This window comes from Pseudomonas fluorescens (assembly GCF_012974785.1).
GTDB classification, from domain to species: domain Bacteria; phylum Pseudomonadota; class Gammaproteobacteria; order Pseudomonadales; family Pseudomonadaceae; genus Aquipseudomonas; species Aquipseudomonas fluorescens_BT.
Map to the genome: position 1 here is coordinate 2,484,371 of NZ_CP027561.1, position 19,045 is coordinate 2,503,415.

Here is a 19,045-nt window from a genome sequence, read left to right on the forward strand (position 1 = left end):
TTTCCCAGTATGCAACCGGTCATGAATCCAAAATACCCAGGGCTGTCGGTGCGCGTTGCCGACGACGGCTTTGCCGCCTATATCTGGGGCAGCGATTTCAGCTTCGAGGTCGCCGCCTATGGCGCTGCCGAAATCGGCAAGCCCGTCGCGCAGTGGGGCGTGACGCCCATCGTGCCGTATCGCAAGTGCTACGGCATCGACCCCGAAGAATTCAGCAGTTTCCGCGATGCACCCGACAGTGCGATCTTCATGGCCTGGCTGGAAGATCAGCCGGTGGGGCATCTGGTGATCAGTACCAACTGGAACGGTTTCGCCCATATCGATGAGCTGGCGGTGCATGCGCCGGCACGGCGCCATGGTGTTGCCAAGGCGTTGCTGGAGGTGGCGCAGTTCTGGAGCCGCAAGAAAAAACTGCCGGGGATCATGCTCGAGACCCAGAACAACAACCTCGGCGCCTGTCGCTTGTATGAGCGCTGCGGTTATGTGATCGGTGGCGTCGACCATCTGCGTTATCGCGGTATTGACCCCAATACCGCCGAGGTGGCGTTGTTCTGGTATCGACTCTTCGATAATCCGCTCGAAAGCCCGATTAGCTCGCCAGCATCGCCGCGGCTTGTTCCGTGACGATACTCAGCAATGTCTGGACTGCCGATGTCGGCGGCGCGTGCTTGAAGGTCAGTGCATAAAGGCTGATCGGCACCGCCGGTGACAACGGGCAAGTGTCTATTCCACTGGCCCGGGCACCCAGTGCGGTGAACGGGTCGACGATGGCCAGGCCTTCACCGGCCTCAACCATGCTGCGCATCATCTGATGGGTCTGCACCCGGGTGTGGATGCTCGGTGCCGGGCGCAGTGCCTGAAGTTTGTGTTCCAGCGCCGGGCTCAGCGGGTCCTGACCTTCGAGGCCGACCATCGCCTGACCTGCCAGATCCTGCAGCGAAATATACTTCTGCTTCGGTTGCAGCCAGCCGTGGGGCGCGAGCAATTGCAGCTTGCCTTGCGCCAGCGGCTGGCAATGGATATCCGGATGTTCGGGATCGTGCAGGCTCAGACCCAGATCGCTTTCGCGCAGCAACAGACTGCGAACGATGTGGCGGGTGGGCTCACTGAGCAGCGTGCAGGGTACGTCCGGCAGGCGTCGGCGCAATGCGGCGAGACTTCGCGGCAACAACTGCTGTGCCAGCGGCGGGGTGCCAATGATTCGAAGGGGTGGGGCGAGGTATTGCTTGAGACTGCTGGCCAGCCGTTGCACCGGTTCCAGCGCGTCATAAATGTGGGCGATTTCAACTTGCAACGCTCGGGCTTCGGCTGTGGCTTGAAGCCGTCCGCGCACACTGGCGAACAGCATGAACCCCAACTGACTCTCGGCTTCGCGCAGTCGCTCCTCGACATCGCCCGCCGGCAATTGCAGCCATTCGGCGGCGGTGCCCACGTGACCCGTCTGTAAAAGCGCCTGTATCACCTCGATATGACGTAAACGCATGCGTGAAGTCCATGTCCGGCCGTTGGGGTCAGTGGCTGAATCCTACCCCAACTCGGCGCGGATGACTTCTGCTCATAACAATCGGTTATGAAGCGACCGATGGCTCGGGTTCGCGGATCAGGGTGATGCCCGACTGAACCAGCAGAAACTCGTTGTCGTCGATCTTGTTGACGCGGTCGCCAATCGCCAGTTTGTAGGTTGTAACGGGCTCCATGCCGGTGAAACCGTCTGCCGACGGGGTGGATTCCTGGAACTCATGCACGGAATAAACGCGGCCTTCCGCATCTCTTGCATGGAACTGACCGACGAGTACTGCTGCCATCTGCTTAGAACCTCTGGAGATAAAACGCTTGATTTGCGGCTTGGTAGACCGTCATCGAGCTTGGTAAGTTTTCCTACAGGAAAAAAATAATCCGGATGCGGGAAATATCCCTTGTCGTCTGGTGGAATCGTCGCCGGATCATCTATAACTACAGGCTCCTCCCCACGGACAGTCGAGAGTCTTCCCATGAGCAATGTCTATAACGTCGCGGTAGTGGTTGGCAGCCTGCGTAAAGCTTCGATCAATCGCAAGGTCGCGCTGGCGCTGGCGGAACTGGCACCGGCCAACCTCAAGCTGAACATTGTGGAAATTGGCGATCTGCCACTCTATAACGAAGACATTGACGGCGATTCACCGCCGGCAGCCTACAGCACTTTTCGGCAAAAAGTGGCGTCATCCGACGCGGTGCTGTTTGTCACCCCAGAGTACAACCGCTCTGTGCCGGCACCCTTGAAGAATGCGATTGACGTTGGCTCGCGGCCTTATGGCAAGAGTGTCTGGGGCGGCAAACCGGGCGCAGTGATCAGTGTTTCGCCGGGTGCCATCGGCGGTTTTGGCGCCAACCAGCATTTGCGTCAGTCATTCGTTTTCCTCAATGTGCCTTGCATGCAACAACCTGAGGCTTATCTGGGTGGCGCCGGTACGGCGTTCGATGAGTCGGGCAAGCTGAACGAGTCGGTCAAGCCGTTCCTGCAGAGCTTCATCAATGCCTATGGCGAGTGGGTAGCGCAGCACAAGAAGTGATCCACTGATTTTTCTGACAACATAACGAACCTGTGGGAGCTGGCTCCCACAGGTTTTTTTGTGGTCTGATTCTTTCCCTTTTATTGAAGGCTGTCGCGAATGCTTGCTGCTTCATTGATTTTCCTGCTGACCATTACCCTGGTGATCTGGCAACCCAAGGGTCTCGGGGTCGGCTGGAGTGCGACCTTCGGAGCGATTCTGGCGCTGATTTTCGGCGTGGTGCACCTGAGCGATATTCCGCTGGTGTGGCAGATCATCTGGAACGCCACCGGCACTTTCGTGGCGCTTATCATCATCAGTCTGTTGCTCGACGAGGCGGGGTTCTTTGCCTGGGCCGCATTGCACGTGGCGCGATGGGGGCGGGGCAGCGGTCGCAAGCTGTTTGCCTACATGGTGTTGCTCGGCGCACTGGTGTCGGCGTTGTTCGCCAATGACGGCGCGGCGCTGATCCTCACGCCCATCGTGATTTCCATGCTGCTTGCGCTGCGCTTTTCTCCGGCGGCAACCCTGGCGTTTGTCATGGGCGCGGGGTTTATTGCCGACACGGCGAGCCTGCCTCTGGTGGTGTCGAACCTGGTCAACATCGTCTCGGCAGACTTCTTTCACATCGGTTTCAATCGCTATGCGGCGGTGATGGTGCCGGTGAACTTTGTCAGTGTCGCCGCCACGCTGGCGGTGTTGATGTGGTTTTTCCGACGCGACATTCCGACAGCCTACGACCCTGAACAGCTGGAGCACCCGGAGACGGCGATCCACGACAAGGCCACGTTCTACGCCGGTTGGGCGGTGTTGGTGATCCTGCTGGTGGGTTGTTTTGCCCTGGAACCGCTGGGGATTCCGATCAGCGCCATTTCGGCGGTGTGCGCGGCGTTGTTGCTGGGTATCGCCGCTCGGGGGCACAAGATCTCCACGCGCAAAGTGATGAAAGAAGCGCCGTGGCAGATCGTGATTTTCTCCCTGGGCATGTATCTGGTGGTCTACGGTCTGCGCAATGCCGGGCTGACGGATCATCTGGCCGGTTGGCTGGATGTCTTTGCCGGGTATGGCGTGTGGGGCGCGGCCATGGGCACCGGCGTGCTGACGGCATTGTTGTCGTCGATCATGAACAATCTGCCCACGGTGCTGATCGGTCTGCTGTCGATCGATGCCAGTCAGGCGACCGGTGTCGTGAAAGAAGCGATGATCTACGCCAACGTGATCGGCAGTGACCTGGGGCCGAAGATCACCCCGATCGGCAGTCTGGCGACTCTGCTCTGGCTGCATGTACTGGCACGCAAGGATATCCGGATCGGCTGGGGGTATTACTTCAAGGTCGGGATTGTGCTGACGGTGCCGGTGTTGCTGGTCACGCTGGCCGCGCTGGCGCTGCGGCTGAGCGTCTAACTCTGTCCGGGCACGTTCGGCCACAGATCCGAAACCAGAAACAGCCGCTCGGCCTCTTCCCATTCGCCCCGGGCATTTTCGGTCAGGCGCACCATCAACTGCGCCGGGGCCAGCGGTTCAAGTTCATCGAACCAGGCACGCAATTGCTGGTGGCTCCAGGCCTGATCTGCCGGGTAATGCGCCGGCGCCAGCCACGCGTGGCGGGGCAGGGGTTGCCAGCGCCCGGCCGGGCGCTGGGCGACAAACGCCGGCCAGTCCTTTTGATGCAGCCAGCTGCCGCGCAGATGCTGCGGATGGGCACCGCTCGGCGGTTCGGACTGCCCGGGCCATGGATACAGCAGATAACCGCCCAGCCACAACTGCGCACTGAACGACTCGATATCCAGCGCCGCGAGGGCCTCGCGGCTTTCCGGGCGGGCGGAAATCGGTAGCTGGTGCTCGCTCAGGTGGGCCAGTTTGCGGTCCAGTCGATCATGGCAGCCGGGGCCGAGCCACTGCGCCGGATCGCGGCCGTCACCGTTCTGCGGGCCGAGGTAGAGCTTGATCGCCAGTTCCAGATGATGCACGCCGTCACGGTCGCGCAGCAGCATGTCCAGTTCACCCAGGGTGTGGCCTTCGCGGCGGATCGGCAGGTTGGCGGCGATCAGTTCGATGCCCGGCGCGTGTTCCACCGCAAACTGCCACAACCGCTCGTAATACAGGCCCAGGCGCCGGGTGCGGGCCTGGGACAGCCATTGCAGCAGACCATAGCTGTCACGATCGAGCCGATGCAGCCAGTGCGCCAGTCGCTCAGGGTCATGCACCCAGTCGCTGCCGGCCAGTGGATGACGTTGCGGCCACGGCGTGGCGTCGAGCATCGGCGGGGCGAGGATCACCCACGCCAGATCGCGCACTTCAGGATGGCGCAATTGGTGGGGCAACTGGAGCAAATCGGGAAATAGGATCATCTTGCGAGCATAGCCTTAAACACAGGCGCACTCTTGGGCTGAAAGGGTTTTGTCTATCCGGCGCTTTCGCCCATAATCGTCGTTTTCGCCGTCGCAGCCCCCCGCAGGAGTCCCATGGAGCAATTTCGTAATATCGGCATCATCGGTCGCCTGGGCAGTTCCCAGGTGCTGGATACCGTCCGCCGACTGAAACGCTTTCTGCTCGATCGTCACCTGCATGTGATCCTCGAAGACACCATCGCCGAAGTCCTGCCCGGCCACGGCCTGCAAACCTCGTCGCGCAAGATGCTCGGCGAAGTCTGCGACATGGTCATCGTCGTCGGCGGTGACGGCAGCCTGCTTGGTGCGGCAAGAGCGCTGGCCAAGCACAACATTCCGGTGCTCGGGATCAACCGTGGCAGCCTCGGCTTTCTCACCGACATCCGCCCCGACGAGCTGGAAATCAAGGTCGCCGAAGTGCTCGACGGCCACTATCTGGTGGAAAACCGCTTCCTGCTGCAGGCCGAAGTCCGCCGCCACGCCGAGGCCATCGGCCAGGGCGATGCGCTGAACGACGTGGTGCTGCACCCGGGCAAATCGACGCGGATGATCGAGTTCGAGCTGTACATCGACGGCCAGTTCGTCTGCAGCCAGAAGGCCGACGGCCTGATCGTCGCCACGCCGACCGGTTCTACCGCGTACGCATTGTCGGCCGGTGGCCCGATCATGCATCCCAAGCTCGACGCTATTGTGATTGTGCCGATGTACCCCCATACCTTGTCGGGCAGGCCAATTGTGGTCGATGGCAACAGTGAGCTGAAAATCGTCGTGTCCAAAGATATGCAGATTTACCCGCAAGTCTCCTGCGACGGGCAGAACCACTTCACCTGCGCGCCGGGTGACACCATCACCGTCAGCAAGAAAGCGCAGAAGCTGCGGCTGATCCATCCGCTCGACCACAACTACTACGAAGTCTGCCGGACCAAGCTCGGCTGGGGCAGCAAGTTGGGTGGTGGAGGCGACTGATGCTCGATCCCGCGCGCAGTTATGACTTGATCGGTGACGTGCACGGATGCGCCCTGACCCTGGAACACCTGCTGGACCGACTCGGCTACCACAAGCAGGGCGGGGTCTGGCGGCATCCTTCGCGCATGGCCGTGTTTGTCGGCGACATCATCGACCGTGGCCCGCGGATTCGCGAGGCGCTGCACATCGTCCACGACATGGTCGAGGCCGGTCAGGCGTTGTGCATCATGGGCAACCACGAATTCAACGCGCTGGGCTGGAGCACACCGGCTCCGCCCGGCAGCGGCAAGCAGTTCGTGCGCGAGCACACGCCACGCCATGCCCGTTTGCTGCACGAAACCCTGACCCAGTTCGAAGACCATCCCGGTGACTGGCACGACTTCCAGCAATGGTTCTACCAACTGCCGCTGTTCGTTGATGCCGGACGTTTTCGAGTCGTACATGCCTGCTGGGATGCCGGCCTGATCGAGCCGTTGCGTGCGCTGTTCCCCGATGGCTGCATCGATGAGCACTTCCTTCAGGCTTCCGCCGTGCCGGGCAGTTTTGCCTGCACCGTGTTCGATCGCCTGCTGCGCGGCACCGACATGCGCCTGCCGGATGGCCTGACCATGACCAGCGGCGACGGTCTGGTGCGTTCGTTCTTCCGCACCAAATTCTGGGAAGACGATCCGCAGACCTACGGTGACATCGTGTTCCAGCCCGACGCCTTGCCGGAGCCGGTGGCGCAGAAGCCGCTGACCTCCAGCGAAAAGAATTCCCTGTTGCGCTACGGCGTCGATGAGCCGTTGCTGTTCGTCGGTCACTACTGGCGCAGCGGCAAACCGGCGCCGATTCGCCCGAACCTCGCGTGCCTGGATTACAGCGCCGTGCTCTACGGCAAACTGGTGGCTTATCGTCTGGATCAGGAAACCCGCCTGGATCCGCATAAATTTGTCTGGGTCGATGTCGAGCGGCCGGAGGTGCTGCGATGAGCGCGGTAGCGGTATTGCGTCTGCCATTGGCGGCGGACCTGAGTGGTTTCGTCAAACTGCTGCAACGCATGCAGGTGCCGCATCGCGTCAGCGAAGAGTCGGGCGAGCAGGTGCTGTGGGTACCGTCGGAAATCAGCGAAGACGTGCGCTCTCTGTACGAACGCTTCCCGGCGGGTGACCCGGATCAGCAACTGGATGTTCCGGTGGCGCCGACCTTCAAGCGGCCGAGCTTCGCCGAGCAACTGAAACACGCCAGGGCCACCGGGTTCATTCTGCTGCTGAGCCTGATCGTCGGCGGGTTGACGTTCCTTGGCGATAACCTCGACACCATGCGTTGGCTGACCTTCCTCGATTTCCGGGTGGTAGGCGACTACATCCACTTCACACCGCTGGCCGACAGCCTGGCGGCAGGGCAGTGGTGGCGCCTGTTCACGCCGATGCTGATCCACTTCGGCATTCTGCACCTGGCCATGAACGGCATGTGGTACTGGGAACTGGGGCGGCGCATCGAGTCGCGCCAGGGCAGTATCAACCTGATCGGCCTGACGCTGCTGTTCAGCCTCGTTTCCAACTATGCGCAGTTTGCCTGGAGCGGTCCCAGCCTGTTTGGCGGCCTGTCCGGCGTGCTTTACGGGCTGCTCGGCCACTGCTGGATCTTCCAGTTGCTGGCACCGAACCCGGCCTATCGTCTGCCCCGCGGCGTGCTGGTGATGATGCTGGTGTGGTTGCTGGTGTGCATGTCCGGGCTGATCTCGATGATCGGTTTCGGCCAGATCGCCAACGCCGCCCACGTCGGCGGGTTACTCATCGGATGCTTCACCGGTTTGTTGGGCGGTTTGTACAACCGCCGTAAACTGGCCGCCTGAATTTTTGAATAAAGAGCACGGAGACCCTGATGTCCTCTTTTAACGATTTGATCAAGAACATCACCCCGGACATCTACCAGAGCCTGAAACTGGCCGTAGAGATCGGCAAATGGTCCGACGGTGGCAAGCTCACCGCCGAACAGCGCGAGCTGTCGCTACAGGCGATGATCGCCTGGGAAATCCAGAACCTGCCTGAAGAAGAGCGCACCGGTTACATGGGCCCGCAGGAATGTGCATCGAAGTCGATCGAAGTGCCGAACATCCTGTTCAAGTCGGACGCCCTCCATTGATCGAGATTGGCCGCGGTGCAATCAGCAAAATGTCGGCGCGCCTGGACGGGCCGAACGTGCAATATGCGTTTCGTCTGGATGACGTCGAGGTGCCGGTCAACCCGTTGATCGGCACGACGGTGCGTCTGGAATACCTGGGGGCGATCCATTGCACCCATTGTGGACGCAAGACCAAGACCAGTTTCAGTCAGGGCTACTGCTACCCGTGCATGACCAGGCTGGCTCAGTGCGACGTGTGCATCATGAGTCCGGAGCGCTGCCATTTCGAGGCCGGCACCTGCCGGGAGCCGGAGTGGGGTGAGAAGTTCTGCATGACCGACCACGTCGTCTACCTGGCCAACTCGTCGGGAATCAAGGTCGGCATCACCCGCGCCACTCAGTTGCCGACCCGCTGGCTCGACCAGGGCGCGAGCCAGGCGCTGCCGATCATGCGCGTCGCCACGCGGCAGCAGTCGGGCTTCGTCGAAGACCTGTTCCGCAGTCAGGTGGCGGACAAGACCAACTGGCGCGCCTTGCTCAAGGGCGACGCGGCGGCGGTGGATCTGGCGCAGGTGCGCGATCAACTGTTCGCCAGTTGCGCCGAAGGCCTGCAAGGCTTGCAGGAACGTTTCGGTTTGCAGGCGATTCAGCCGGTGACCGACGTCGAGCCGCTGGAAATCCGTTACCCGGTCGAGCAGTACCCGGCCAAGATTGTCAGCTTCAACCTGGACAAGAACCCGATAGCCGAAGGCACGCTGCTGGGGATCAAGGGCCAGTACCTGATCTTCGACACCGGCGTGATCAACATTCGCAAGTACACGGCCTATCAGCTCGCCGTGCATCAATAAGGACTTCAGCATGCGCACCGAACAACCGAAGATGATTTACCTGAAGGACTATCAGGCGCCCGAGTACCTGATCGACGAAACACACCTGACCTTCGAGTTGTTCGAGGACCACAGTCTGGTCCACGCGCAACTGGTGATGCGCCGCAACCCGGCCCGTGGCCCGGGCCTGCCGCCGCTGGTGCTCGATGGCCAGCAGCTGGAACTGCTCTCGGTGACCCTGGCCGACCAGGAGCTGAGCGCCGCCGACTACCAACTGACGGAGAATCATCTGACCCTGCAACCGGCCAGCGAAACCTTCACGGTCGACACCAGCGTCAGGATCCACCCGGAAACCAACACCGCACTGGAAGGCCTGTACAAGTCCGGCACGATGTTCTGCACCCAGTGCGAGGCCGAAGGTTTCCGCAAGATCACCTATTACCTCGACCGCCCGGACGTGATGAGCAAGTTCACCACCACCGTGGTCGCCGAGCAACACAGCTATCCGGTGTTGCTGTCCAACGGCAACCCGATCGCCAGCGGTCCCGGCGAAGACGGCCGGCACTGGGCGACCTGGGAAGACCCGTTCATGAAACCGGCGTACCTGTTCGCACTGGTGGCCGGTGACTTGTGGTGCGTTGAAGACAGCTTCACCACCATGACCAACCGCAACGTGGCGCTGCGCATTTACGTCGAGCCGGAAAACATCGACAAGTGCCAGCACGCCATGAACAGCCTGAAGAAGTCGATGCGCTGGGACGAAGAGGTCTACGGTCGCGAGTACGATCTGGACATCTTCATGATCGTCGCCGTGAACGACTTCAACATGGGCGCGATGGAGAACAAGGGCCTCAACATCTTCAACTCCAGCGCCGTACTGGCCCGCGCCGAAACCGCCACCGACGCCGCGCACCAGCGGGTTGAAGCGATCGTCGCTCACGAATACTTCCACAACTGGTCGGGCAACCGCGTGACCTGCCGCGACTGGTTTCAGCTGTCGCTGAAAGAAGGCTTCACGGTGTTCCGCGACGCCGGTTTCTCGTCCGACATGAACTCGGCCACGGTTAAGCGCATTCAAGATGTGGCCTATCTGCGTACCCACCAGTTCGCCGAAGATGCAGGCCCGATGGCCCACGCCGTGCGCCCGGACAGCTTCATCGAGATTTCCAACTTCTACACCCTGACCGTGTACGAAAAGGGTTCGGAAGTGGTTGGCATGATCCACACCCTGCTGGGCGCCGAAGGCTTCCGCAAGGGCAGCGACCTGTACTTTGAACGTCATGACGGCCAGGCCGTGACCTGCGATGACTTCATCAAGGCCATGGAAGATGCCAACGGCGTCGACCTGACCCAGTTCAAGCGCTGGTACAGCCAGGCCGGCACACCGCGTCTGGCGGTGAGCGAGTCTTACGACGCCGCTGCGAAAACCTACAGCCTGACCTTCCGCCAGAGCTGCCCGGAAACCCCGGACAAGGTTGAAAAACTGCCGTTCGTGATCCCGGTGGAACTGGGCCTGCTCGACAGCCAGGGCAACGAGATTGCCCTGCGTCTGGCCGGCGAAGCCTCCGCCCAAGGCACCACTCGAGTGATCTCGGTGACCGAAGCCGAACAGACCTTCACCTTCGTCGACATCGCCGAACAACCTTTGCCTTCGTTGCTGCGTGGCTTCTCGGCGCCGGTGAAACTGAGCTTCCCGTACAACCGCGATCAGTTGATGTTCCTGATGCAGCACGACACCGACGGTTTCAACCGCTGGGATGCCGGCCAGCAACTGTCGGTGCAGGTGCTGCAAGAACTGATCGGCCAGCAGCAGAAGGGCGAAAGCCTGGTGCTCGATCCACGTCTGATTTCGGCCCTGCGCACCGTGCTGTCGGACGAGTCGCTGGATCAGGCGATGGTCGCGGAAATGCTCTCGCTGCCAAGCGAAGCCTACCTGACCGAAATCAGCGAAATCGCCGACGTGGACGCGATCCACACCGCCCGCGAGTTCGCCCGTCAGCAACTGGCGGACAACCTGTTCGAAGCGCTGTGGCTGCGTTATCAAGCCAACCGCGAGCTGTCGAAGCAAACCCCGTACGTGGCCGAGGCCGAGCATTTCGCCCGTCGCGCGTTGCAGAACATCGCGCTGTCGTACCTGATGCTCAGCGGCAAGCCGCAAGTGCTGGCGGCAACCCTGGAACAGTTCGACAGCTGCGACAACATGACCGAGCGCCTGACCGCGCTGGCGGTGCTGGTCAACTCGCCGTTCGACGACGAGAAAGCCAAAGCCCTGGCCAGTTTCGCCGAGCACTTCAAGGACAATCCGCTGGTCATGGATCAGTGGTTCAGCGTGCAGGCCGGCAGCACCTTGCCGGGCGGTCTGGCGCGGGTCAAAGCGCTGATGCAGCACCCGGCGTTCAACATCAAGAATCCGAACAAGGTGCGTGCGCTGGTCGGAGCGTTCGCCGGGCAGAACCTGATCAACTTCCATGCGGCGGATGGTTCGGGCTATCGCTTCCTCGCGGATCTGGTGATCGAGCTGAACGGCTTCAACCCGCAGATCGCTTCGCGCCAACTGGCGCCGCTGACCCGCTGGCGCAAGTATGACAGCGCTCGTCAGGCGCTGATGAAGGCGGAGCTGGAGCGGATTCTCGCGTCCGGTCAGCTGTCCAGTGATGTGTATGAAGTGGTCAGCAAAAGCCTGGCGTAAGCCGGGATAGCACCGCTCAAAACTGTGGGAGCGAGCCTGCTCGCGAATGCGGTAGTCCAGACGACATCTCCGTGTCTGATACTCCCTCTTCGCGAGCAGGCTCGCTCCCACAGTTGTTTTGCGTTCCCTCCGTTACTTCAGATCAAACCGATCCAGATCCATCACCTTCGCCCAGGCCGCAACGAAGTCTGTGACGAACTTTTCTTTCGCATCGGAACTGGCATACACCTCGGCCAGCGCCCGCAGCACCGAGTTGGAACCGAACACCAGATCGACCCGGGTCGCCGTCCATTTCACGCTGCCGGTTTTACGATCCCGGCCTTCGAACTCGGTTTTCGATGTCGGTTTCCATTCCACGCCCATGTCCAGCAGATTGCGGAAGAAGTCGTTGGTCAGGGTGCCGGGCTTGTCGGTGAATACCCCGTGTCTGGTTTTGCCGACGTTGGTGTCCAGCACGCGCAGGCCGCCGATCAGTACGGTCATTTCCGGGGCGGAAAGGGTCAGCAGTTGCGCCTTGTCGATCAGCAACGCCTCGGCCGGCACGCGGTAGGTGTTGGCGGCGTAATTGCGGAAGCCGTCGGTGTGCGGTTCGAGGAAGCCAAACGACTCGACGTCGGTTTGCTCCTGAGTTGCATCCGTGCGCCCCGGATTGAACGGCACGGTCACCGTGTGCCCGGCGTTTTTCGCCGCTTGCTCGACCCCGGCGTTACCGGCCAGCACGATCAGGTCCGCCAGCGAAACTTGCTTGCCCGACGCCCCGGCATTGAACTCGTTCTGAATGCCTTCCAGAATCTTCAACACTTTGTCCAGTTGCTCCGGCTGGTTGGCCTGCCAGAACTTCTGCGGTGCCAGACGCAGACGCCCGCCATTGGCGCCGCCACGTTTGTCCGAACCCCGGAAGGTCGACGCGGCTGCCCACGCGGTAGAGACCAGTTCCGAAATGGACAGCCCGGACGCCAGCACTTTGCCTTTCAACGCCCTGATATCGCTGTCGTCCACCAGTGGATGCGTGGCCTCGGGAATCGGGTCTTGCCACAGCAACTCTTCTTGAGGCAATTCCGGGCCGAGATAGCGTGACAGCGGGCCCATGTCGCGGTGGATCAGCTTGTACCAGGCGCGGGCGAAGGCGTCGGCCAGTTGATCGGGATTGGCCAGGAAGCGCCGCGAAATCTTCTCGTAGGCCGGGTCGAAACGCAGGGCCAGGTCGGAAGTGAGCATGGTCGGGTCGATGCGTTTGTTCGGGTCGTGGGCATGGGGAATGGTGCCGGCACCGGCGCCGTTTTTCGGTTTCCACTGATGGGCACCGGCCGGGCTCTTGGTCAGTTCCCACTCGAAGCCGAACAGGTTTTCCAGGTAGTTGTTGCTCCACTTCGTCGGGGTGGTGGTCCAGGTTACTTCCAGGCCGCTGGTGATGGTGTCGGCGCCCTTGCCGGTGCCGAAGCTGTTTTTCCAGCCCAGACCTTGCTCTTCGAGGCCGGCGGCTTCCGGTTCCGGGCCGACGTTATCGGCCGGGCCGGCACCGTGGGTCTTGCCGAAGGCGTGGCCGCCGGCGATCAGGGCGACGGTTTCTTCGTCGTTCATGGCCATGCGGCCGAAGGTTTCGCGGATGTCCTTGGCCGAGGCCACCGGGTCGGGATTGCCTTCCGGGCCTTCCGGGTTCACGTAGATCAGGCCCATCTGCACGGCGGCCAGCGGATTTTCCAGGTTGCGTTCGCCCTGATTGGTGCGGCTCTGTTCATGGCCGTGCTCGGCAGGTTCGGCCACCAGCGTGCCGTCGCCCGGTTCCTGCATGGCTTCGGGGTGTTTGCCGTAACGGGTGTCGCCGCCCAGCCAGGTGTTTTCCGAACCCCAGTAAACGTCTTCGTCCGGTTCCCACACATCAGGACGACCGCCGGAAAAACCAAAGGTCTTGAAGCCCATGGATTCCAGCGCGACGTTGCCGGTGAGGACGATCAGGTCGGCCCAGGAAATGTTGCGACCGTATTTCTGCTTGATCGGCCACAGCAGGCGGCGGGCCTTGTCGAGGCTGACGTTGTCCGGCCAGCTGTTGAGCGGGGCGAAGCGTTGCTGGCCGGAACCGGCGCCGCCACGGCCGTCAGCGGTGCGATAGGTGCCGGCGCTGTGCCAGGCCATGCGGATGAAGAGCGGGCCGTAGTGGCCGAAGTCCGCTGGCCACCACTCCTGAGAGTCGGTCATCAGCGCCGTCAGATCGCGTTTGAGGGCCTGGAAATCCAGGCTTTTGAAAGCCTTGGCGTAGTCGAAGTCCGGGCCCATCGGATCGGAGGCGGGCGAGTGCTGACTCAGGATTTTCAGGTTCAGTTGATTCGGCCACCAATCGCGGTTCGTCGTGCCACCGCCGGCGGCGTGATTGAACGGGCATTTCGATTCATTTGCCATGTTCGGGTCCTTATCAGGTCTTCTGCGGCCGGCTCGTGCCGACTTCGGAGTAGTAAGGCTAGACCCGACTCGGGATGTCGGCTAATAGGCCGACTATTGGTGGCCGATAGGCAAAGTCTTTTACCGCCCTCTGCGGTGGATTTTTCTGGAAATGCACAGACCGTTCGTTCGCGAGTGGCAGGGTTGAGCGCTGAAAGTCCCGCGCTTGAGCGGTTGTCGTAAACATCGTGGCAAGAATCGTGATGGCCATTGGAAATGTTATTGTATAACATAAAAATGATTTCATCTGATCGATGTCACTGACATGTCCGCGTGGCAGTGGCGTCGGTCCCGTCCTTTCTGCCTTACGGAATTCTAGAAATGTCTGCCCGTTTTCCCTCCTTCCAGCCCAGCCTGCTGGCCTCCGCGCTGCTGATCGCATCCCCCGCGTTCGCTGCCGACCCCCTCGAACTGCAACCCCAAGTCATCACTGCCAATCCACTGGGCAGCCAGACCCTCGCGTCGCCCTCGACCGTGCTGAGCGGTGATGACCTGACGCTGCAGCAGAAAGGCAGTCTGGGCGAAACCCTGAACAAGCAGCCGGGGGTGTCATCGTCTTATTTCGGCCCAGGCGCGAGTCGTCCGATCATTCGTGGGCAGGACGGCGATCGCATTCGCATCCTGCGTAACGGCGTTGGCGCGCTCGATGCCTCGTCGCTGTCCTACGATCACGCGGTGCCGCTGGATCCGGTCAACGTCGAACGCATCGAGATCGTCCGTGGCCCGGCCGCGTTGCTTTACGGCGGCAGCGCCATCGGCGGGGTGGTCAACACCTTCGACAACCGGATTCCGACCGAAGCCATCGACGGCATTCACGGCGCCGGCGAACTGCGCTATGGCGGCGCCGATACCACTCGCAGCAGCGCGGGCAAACTGGAGGCCGGTAACGGTCAGTTTGCCTTGCACCTGGACGCCAGCGCCCGCGAGTTCAATGACCTGAAGATTCCCGGCTACGCCAAAACCGGCCGCGAACGGGCGAACGACGATGGCGATTCGAAGAAACATCGGCTGGCCAACAGCGACGGTCGTCAGGACGGCGGCGCGGTCGGCGGGTCGTACACCTGGGATGACGGTTATGCGGGGCTGTCGTACAGCAACTACGACTCCAACTACGGCTCGCCGGCCGAAGACGACGTGCGGATTCGCATGCAGCAGGAGCACTACGCGTTCGCCTCGGAAATCCGCAACCTCGACGGCCCGTTCAGTTCGGTCAAGTTCGACGCCGGGTACACCGATTATCAGCACCGCGAGATCGAGGGTGGCGAGGTCGGTACCACGTTCAAGAACAAGGGCTACGAAGCCCGGGTCGAGGCCCGACACCAGCCGTTGGGACCGTTCAACGGTGTGGTTGGCGCACAGGTCAGCCGTAATGAATTCTCCGCACTGGGCGAAGAAGCCTTCGTGCCGCACACCGATACCAATGCCGGCGCACTGTTCGTTCTGGAAGAGCTGCAAGCCACGGATCGTTTGCTGTTCACCCTCGGCGGTCGCCTGGAGCACACCACGGTCGACCCGGATGCCAAAGGCAACGAGCGCTTCGCCAATGCTGACCGCTCCAGCAGTTTCACCGCCGGCAGCCTGTCGTCCGGCGCGGTGTACACGCTGACGCCGATCTGGTCGGTCGCCGCCACGCTGGGCTATACCGAACGGGCACCGACGTTCTACGAGCTGTACGCCAACGGCGCCCACGTCGCGACCGGCACTTATGAAGTCGGGGATGCGGGTCTTTCGAAGGAAAAAGCCGTCTCCAGCGATCTGGCATTGCGTTTCGACAATGGCACGCACAAGGGCAGCGTCGGCGTGTTCTACAGCCACTACTCCAATTACATCGGTCTGCTCGGCACCGGACGCACCCTCAATGATGAAGGCGAAGAAGACGCCGCCGGCATTCCCGAATATGCCTACTCCGGTGTCCGTGCGCGCTTCAGCGGCATCGAAGCCCAGGACCGCTGGAAACTCGGCGAGAGCGCCTATGGCAAGTTCGCGCTGGAATTGTCGGGCGATTACACCCGGGCCAAGAACCTCGACAACGGTCAGGATCTGCCGCGCATCGCGCCGTTGCGCCTGAACACCGGGCTGCTGTGGGAGCTGGATCGCTGGCAGGCGCGGATCGATGTGGAGCACGCCAGTTCCCAGCATCGGGTGCCGGACAATGAAAGCAGCACCGATGGCTACACCACGCTGGGTGCCAATGTGGGGTATCACTTTGACGTCGGCCAGAGCAAATGGCTGGCCTTCGTCAATGCCGAGAACCTGACCAACCAGACCGTGCGCTATGCCAGCTCGATTCTGCGCGACATTGCGCCGGCAGAAGGGCGAAGCATTCAGGTCGGTTTGCGCACCACGTTCTGATCGTTCCCCGCGATCTTGCGCCAGCGTCCCGCGAATCGCGCGACGCTGGCGCCGACATCAGCTCGATTGAGCGGTGTCGTCCTCGGGGATTTCTTCCAGCAGATCCTGTTGCCCCGGCAATTCGGTGATCACGCTGAAATCCGTGACCTCCACCGCACCCAGTCCGTAGCCCAGCAAATGGAACGAGAAGGCTTTGCGCGGTTGCGGGTTGTCGAAGCTGAAATCCATCTCCAATGGCTGATCCGCCGTGGCGACCATTTCCGATGGCAGGCCCAGTTGCACGTCCTGCTCGAATTCCTTGGCCTTGAGCTGGATGTACGCCGTCTGTTGCGGATCCATCGACCGCACGGTCAGGCGCACGCGGGTGTGTGAGCCCTTGGGCATTTCCAGGTACTGCGCGCCGATCAGGTTGTCGGCCCAGTCATCCTTGATCTGCGCTTGCAGCGGGATGACGTTGTCGCTGCCGAACTGATAGCGCTGATTGAGCGGGGTGCGCAACAGCGACAGGTCCAGCGCATCGGCGCGGGCTGCAATCTGCCGCGCATTCTGGCCGCTGGCATTGCCCTTGAATGTGGCGCTTTCGGCGATGAAGCCTTCGCTGGCATAAGCGCGGCAACGTCGCGGCATGTCGCATTCGGTGAGGACGCCGTGGCCGTCGTGGTAGCGCAGTTTGCCGTTGGTGAACGACATGATTTCGCGACCGGTGTCGTAGTCGCGAAACAGCGAGCGGCCGCTGAGTGCAGCAGGTACCGGCAGGTCAAAGTAGTCGAGGATCGATGCACTCAAGTCGACATGCCCGTAGACCCCGGCGTTCAGGTGCGGCAACCGGGCCTGTTCCGGCGCAAGCGTCAGGTTGAAACCCCAGGACGACGCCAGTCGCACGCCATCGATGCCATGGGATTCGTCCGACGTGATCACCACCAGCGTGTCTTTCAGCACGCCCTGATGTTCGAGGCCGCTGAGGAACTGGTCCAGGGCATCGTCCAGGTAACCGACGGCGGCCTGTTTCGGTGTGTCGTAGCGTTGCAGGTATTCATCCGGCGCGGAGTAGGGCTGATGGGTGCCGACGGTCAGCAGTGTCAACATCCACGGTTTTTTCTGTTTGTTCAGTTGGCCGACGTAACTCAGCGCGCCTTCGAAGAAGGCCTTGTCGTCCTTGCCCCAAGGGAATTCCAGGTAGTTGGCGTTGGTGAACCACTCAAGGCCATGCGTCACATCGAAGCCGATGTGCGGCATGATCTTGTCTTTGGCCATGAAGCGCAGGCCGGCGCCTTGCAGGTAGTGGGTGCTGAAGCCGTGCTGGCGCAACTGGGCCGGCAGGCAGGCCTGATTGCGTTCGTTCTGGGTCAGCATTTCCACGCCTTTGGGCGTGCCGTTGTTCAACTTGTCGTAATCGCCGCAGAGCATGGCGTACAGGCCGCGAATGGTCTGGTGCGTGTGCAGCACGTAGTCGGGCGTGTTCATGCCGCGCTCGGCCCAGCGGCTGAGCCTGGGCATCAGGTCTTCCTGATAATGGCTGCCGATGGCTTCGCGATTGGCGCGGATATAAGCACCGGGAATGCCTTCGACCGCAACGATCAGCACGTTGCGCGCCTGACCTTTTGCCGCCAGCAAGGAGTGGCCATTCAAGTCGAGGTCGGTGAGCCCGGCCATCGATGGCGCCGGAGCTTCGCTGCCACCTTCCAGCCATTCCTCGGCCTGCATCTGCGCGTCGGCCACTTGCGTGGCGAGCAATTGGTGGGGCAGGTTGTACAGACGCCATGGGTCGGCGTCGCTCGGCGAAAGGTTCTGTGCGCCCCAATGGGCGGCGAACAGCAACACCGGTGCCGCCCACACAGCGCGGGGAAGGGCCGGAGCCGGTGCTCGACGGTTCGCCCATTGTGCGCTCAGCCACAGTATCAAACCCAGCAACAGCGCGCCGGCCACCGCCGGATGGGCGAAACCGCCGCCGGTGGAGTTTTCCACGAATTGCGGGTCGATCAGGTAATGCAGATCCTGAGGGTTGGGCAAGCGTCCGACTGCGCTGACCAGTTCCGCCGTCGCCAGCGCCAGCAGTCCCCAGAACACCAGCACCGGCAGGGCCAGCCACCACGGCCGGCGATGCAACAGAACCACCAGCAGGCTGCCGATGGCCAGGTCCGACAGATAGCCGAACAGGCTCGACCAGCCGAGTGCCGCACGCAGGCACACCGGCACGATCAGTACCAGAAAAATCAAAGAGAGAAGACGGGCGTCGGGGTGCCGAAACCGTTGAAAAAGAGCGCTCACAAAAAAGACCTTCCAGCCATCAAACCGTCATAAAAGTGTGCGCGATGATACCAAGGGTGGGCTGTCTGATCGCCCTTTTAAACACATGGCTGATCTGCTCCGGTATGCGACAAATTGGGCTTGAAACCCTGAACGGCGTTCGTGTCAGCCCGATAGCGGCGAATGGACGGGGGGGGGCGCGACGGCAAATTTATTGTTTCAGGCTGTTTAAGGTCTGCAACCCCAGGCCCACGCCGGCTGCGTTTCTGGACAGGGAAATAGCCACTCAGTAGCATTCGAAACCGACGGCTTTTCCCTTTGCACGTCGTCCAGCGTGGAACTCTCAAGGAGCAGGCATGCAAGCGTTCACCTGGGGAAAGCGCCTCGTCGAGTTCGATGACTTCAGAGGAATAATCGTGCGCCGTGAGCGAACTTCGACGCCGACGGGCGTGCGTCAGGATCGATAATGGGGCCGGACTGCACAGGCTGATCTGTTGCGGGATC

General features: G+C 61.5%; 15 protein-coding genes. 10 read left to right on the plus strand and 5 right to left on the minus strand.

Annotation, left to right across the window (positions count from 1 at the left end; translation table 11 throughout):
• The first annotated feature begins 9 nt into the window (after window positions 1-9).
• A complete protein-coding gene (locus tag C6Y56_RS11160) occupies window positions 10-624 on the plus strand; it encodes a GNAT family N-acetyltransferase (RefSeq protein WP_169429905.1) in 615 nt (204 codons plus the stop codon).
• Here C6Y56_RS11160 and C6Y56_RS11165 read toward each other — a convergent pair.
• Window positions 590-1,483, minus strand: coding sequence for a LysR family transcriptional regulator (locus tag C6Y56_RS11165; RefSeq protein ID WP_169429906.1), 894 nt, complete (start codon window positions 1,481-1,483; stop codon window positions 590-592). The two genes, C6Y56_RS11160 and C6Y56_RS11165, sit on opposite strands and share 35 nt — an antisense overlap.
• 85 nt (window positions 1,484-1,568) lie before the next feature.
• Complete coding sequence (locus C6Y56_RS11170) at window positions 1,569-1,805, minus strand: hypothetical protein (RefSeq protein WP_169429907.1); 237 nt, start codon at window positions 1,803-1,805, stop codon at window positions 1,569-1,571.
• Window positions 1,806-1,991: 186 nt separating this feature from the next.
• On the opposite strand from C6Y56_RS11170, the gene C6Y56_RS11175 reads away from it, so the two are divergent.
• Together C6Y56_RS11175 and C6Y56_RS11180 are read left to right on the plus strand one after the other, a co-directional pair.
• Window positions 1,992-2,549 (plus strand): NADPH-dependent FMN reductase, encoded by a 558-nt coding sequence (locus tag C6Y56_RS11175; RefSeq protein ID WP_114882292.1) that lies wholly within the window; start codon window positions 1,992-1,994, stop codon window positions 2,547-2,549.
• A 99-nt stretch (window positions 2,550-2,648) separates the two neighbouring features.
• On the plus strand, window positions 2,649-3,932 hold the full coding sequence (locus tag C6Y56_RS11180; RefSeq protein ID WP_169429908.1) for an arsenic transporter: 1,284 nt from the start codon (window positions 2,649-2,651) through the stop codon (window positions 3,930-3,932).
• Here the strand turns inward: C6Y56_RS11180 and C6Y56_RS11185 are convergent.
• A complete protein-coding gene (locus C6Y56_RS11185) occupies window positions 3,929-4,879 on the minus strand; it encodes a DUF1853 family protein (protein WP_169429909.1) in 951 nt (316 codons plus the stop codon). The two genes, C6Y56_RS11180 and C6Y56_RS11185, sit on opposite strands and share 4 nt — an antisense overlap.
• Before the next feature lie 114 nt (window positions 4,880-4,993).
• Here C6Y56_RS11185 and C6Y56_RS11190 point away from each other — a divergent pair, with 114 nt between their 5' ends.
• Genes C6Y56_RS11190 through pepN form a run of 6 tightly spaced genes read left to right on the plus strand, consistent with a single transcriptional unit; the run spans window position 4,994 to window position 11,506 of the window.
• On the plus strand, window positions 4,994-5,884 hold the full coding sequence (locus tag C6Y56_RS11190; protein ID WP_011333623.1) for an NAD(+) kinase: 891 nt from the start codon (window positions 4,994-4,996) through the stop codon (window positions 5,882-5,884).
• Window positions 5,881-6,855, plus strand: coding sequence for a metallophosphoesterase (locus C6Y56_RS11195; protein WP_169432621.1), 975 nt, complete (start codon window positions 5,881-5,883; stop codon window positions 6,853-6,855). The genes C6Y56_RS11190 and C6Y56_RS11195 overlap by 4 nt, the downstream gene beginning before the upstream one ends.
• Window positions 6,852-7,721, plus strand: coding sequence for a rhomboid family intramembrane serine protease (locus C6Y56_RS11200; protein WP_169429910.1), 870 nt, complete (start codon window positions 6,852-6,854; stop codon window positions 7,719-7,721). Before C6Y56_RS11195 ends, C6Y56_RS11200 begins: the two co-directional genes overlap by 4 nt.
• Before the next feature lie 29 nt (window positions 7,722-7,750).
• A complete protein-coding gene (locus C6Y56_RS11205; protein WP_085686493.1) occupies window positions 7,751-8,011 on the plus strand; it encodes a YeaC family protein in 261 nt (86 codons plus the stop codon).
• Entirely contained in the window at window positions 8,008-8,838 is an 831-nt protein-coding gene (locus C6Y56_RS11210; protein ID WP_207866011.1) for a DUF2797 domain-containing protein, read from the plus strand. The genes C6Y56_RS11205 and C6Y56_RS11210 overlap by 4 nt, the downstream gene beginning before the upstream one ends.
• Window positions 8,839-8,848: 10 nt before the next feature.
• Complete coding sequence (pepN, locus tag C6Y56_RS11215; protein ID WP_169429912.1) at window positions 8,849-11,506, plus strand: aminopeptidase N; 2,658 nt, start codon at window positions 8,849-8,851, stop codon at window positions 11,504-11,506.
• Between the two features lie 132 nt (window positions 11,507-11,638).
• On the opposite strand, the gene katG is transcribed toward pepN, so the two are convergent.
• Window positions 11,639-13,903, minus strand: a complete 2,265-nt coding sequence (gene katG / locus C6Y56_RS11220) for a catalase/peroxidase HPI (RefSeq protein ID WP_169429913.1) — start codon at window positions 13,901-13,903, stop codon at window positions 11,639-11,641.
• Between the two features lie 360 nt (window positions 13,904-14,263).
• Between katG and C6Y56_RS11225 the strand changes: the two genes are divergently transcribed.
• A complete protein-coding gene (locus C6Y56_RS11225; RefSeq protein WP_169429914.1) occupies window positions 14,264-16,294 on the plus strand; it encodes a TonB-dependent receptor in 2,031 nt (676 codons plus the stop codon).
• A 57-nt stretch (window positions 16,295-16,351) separates the two neighbouring features.
• Here the strand turns inward: C6Y56_RS11225 and C6Y56_RS11230 are convergent, their stop codons facing one another.
• Entirely contained in the window at window positions 16,352-18,562 is a 2,211-nt protein-coding gene (locus C6Y56_RS11230; protein WP_169429915.1) for an LTA synthase family protein, read from the minus strand.
• Window positions 18,563-19,045: the final 483 nt, after the last annotated feature.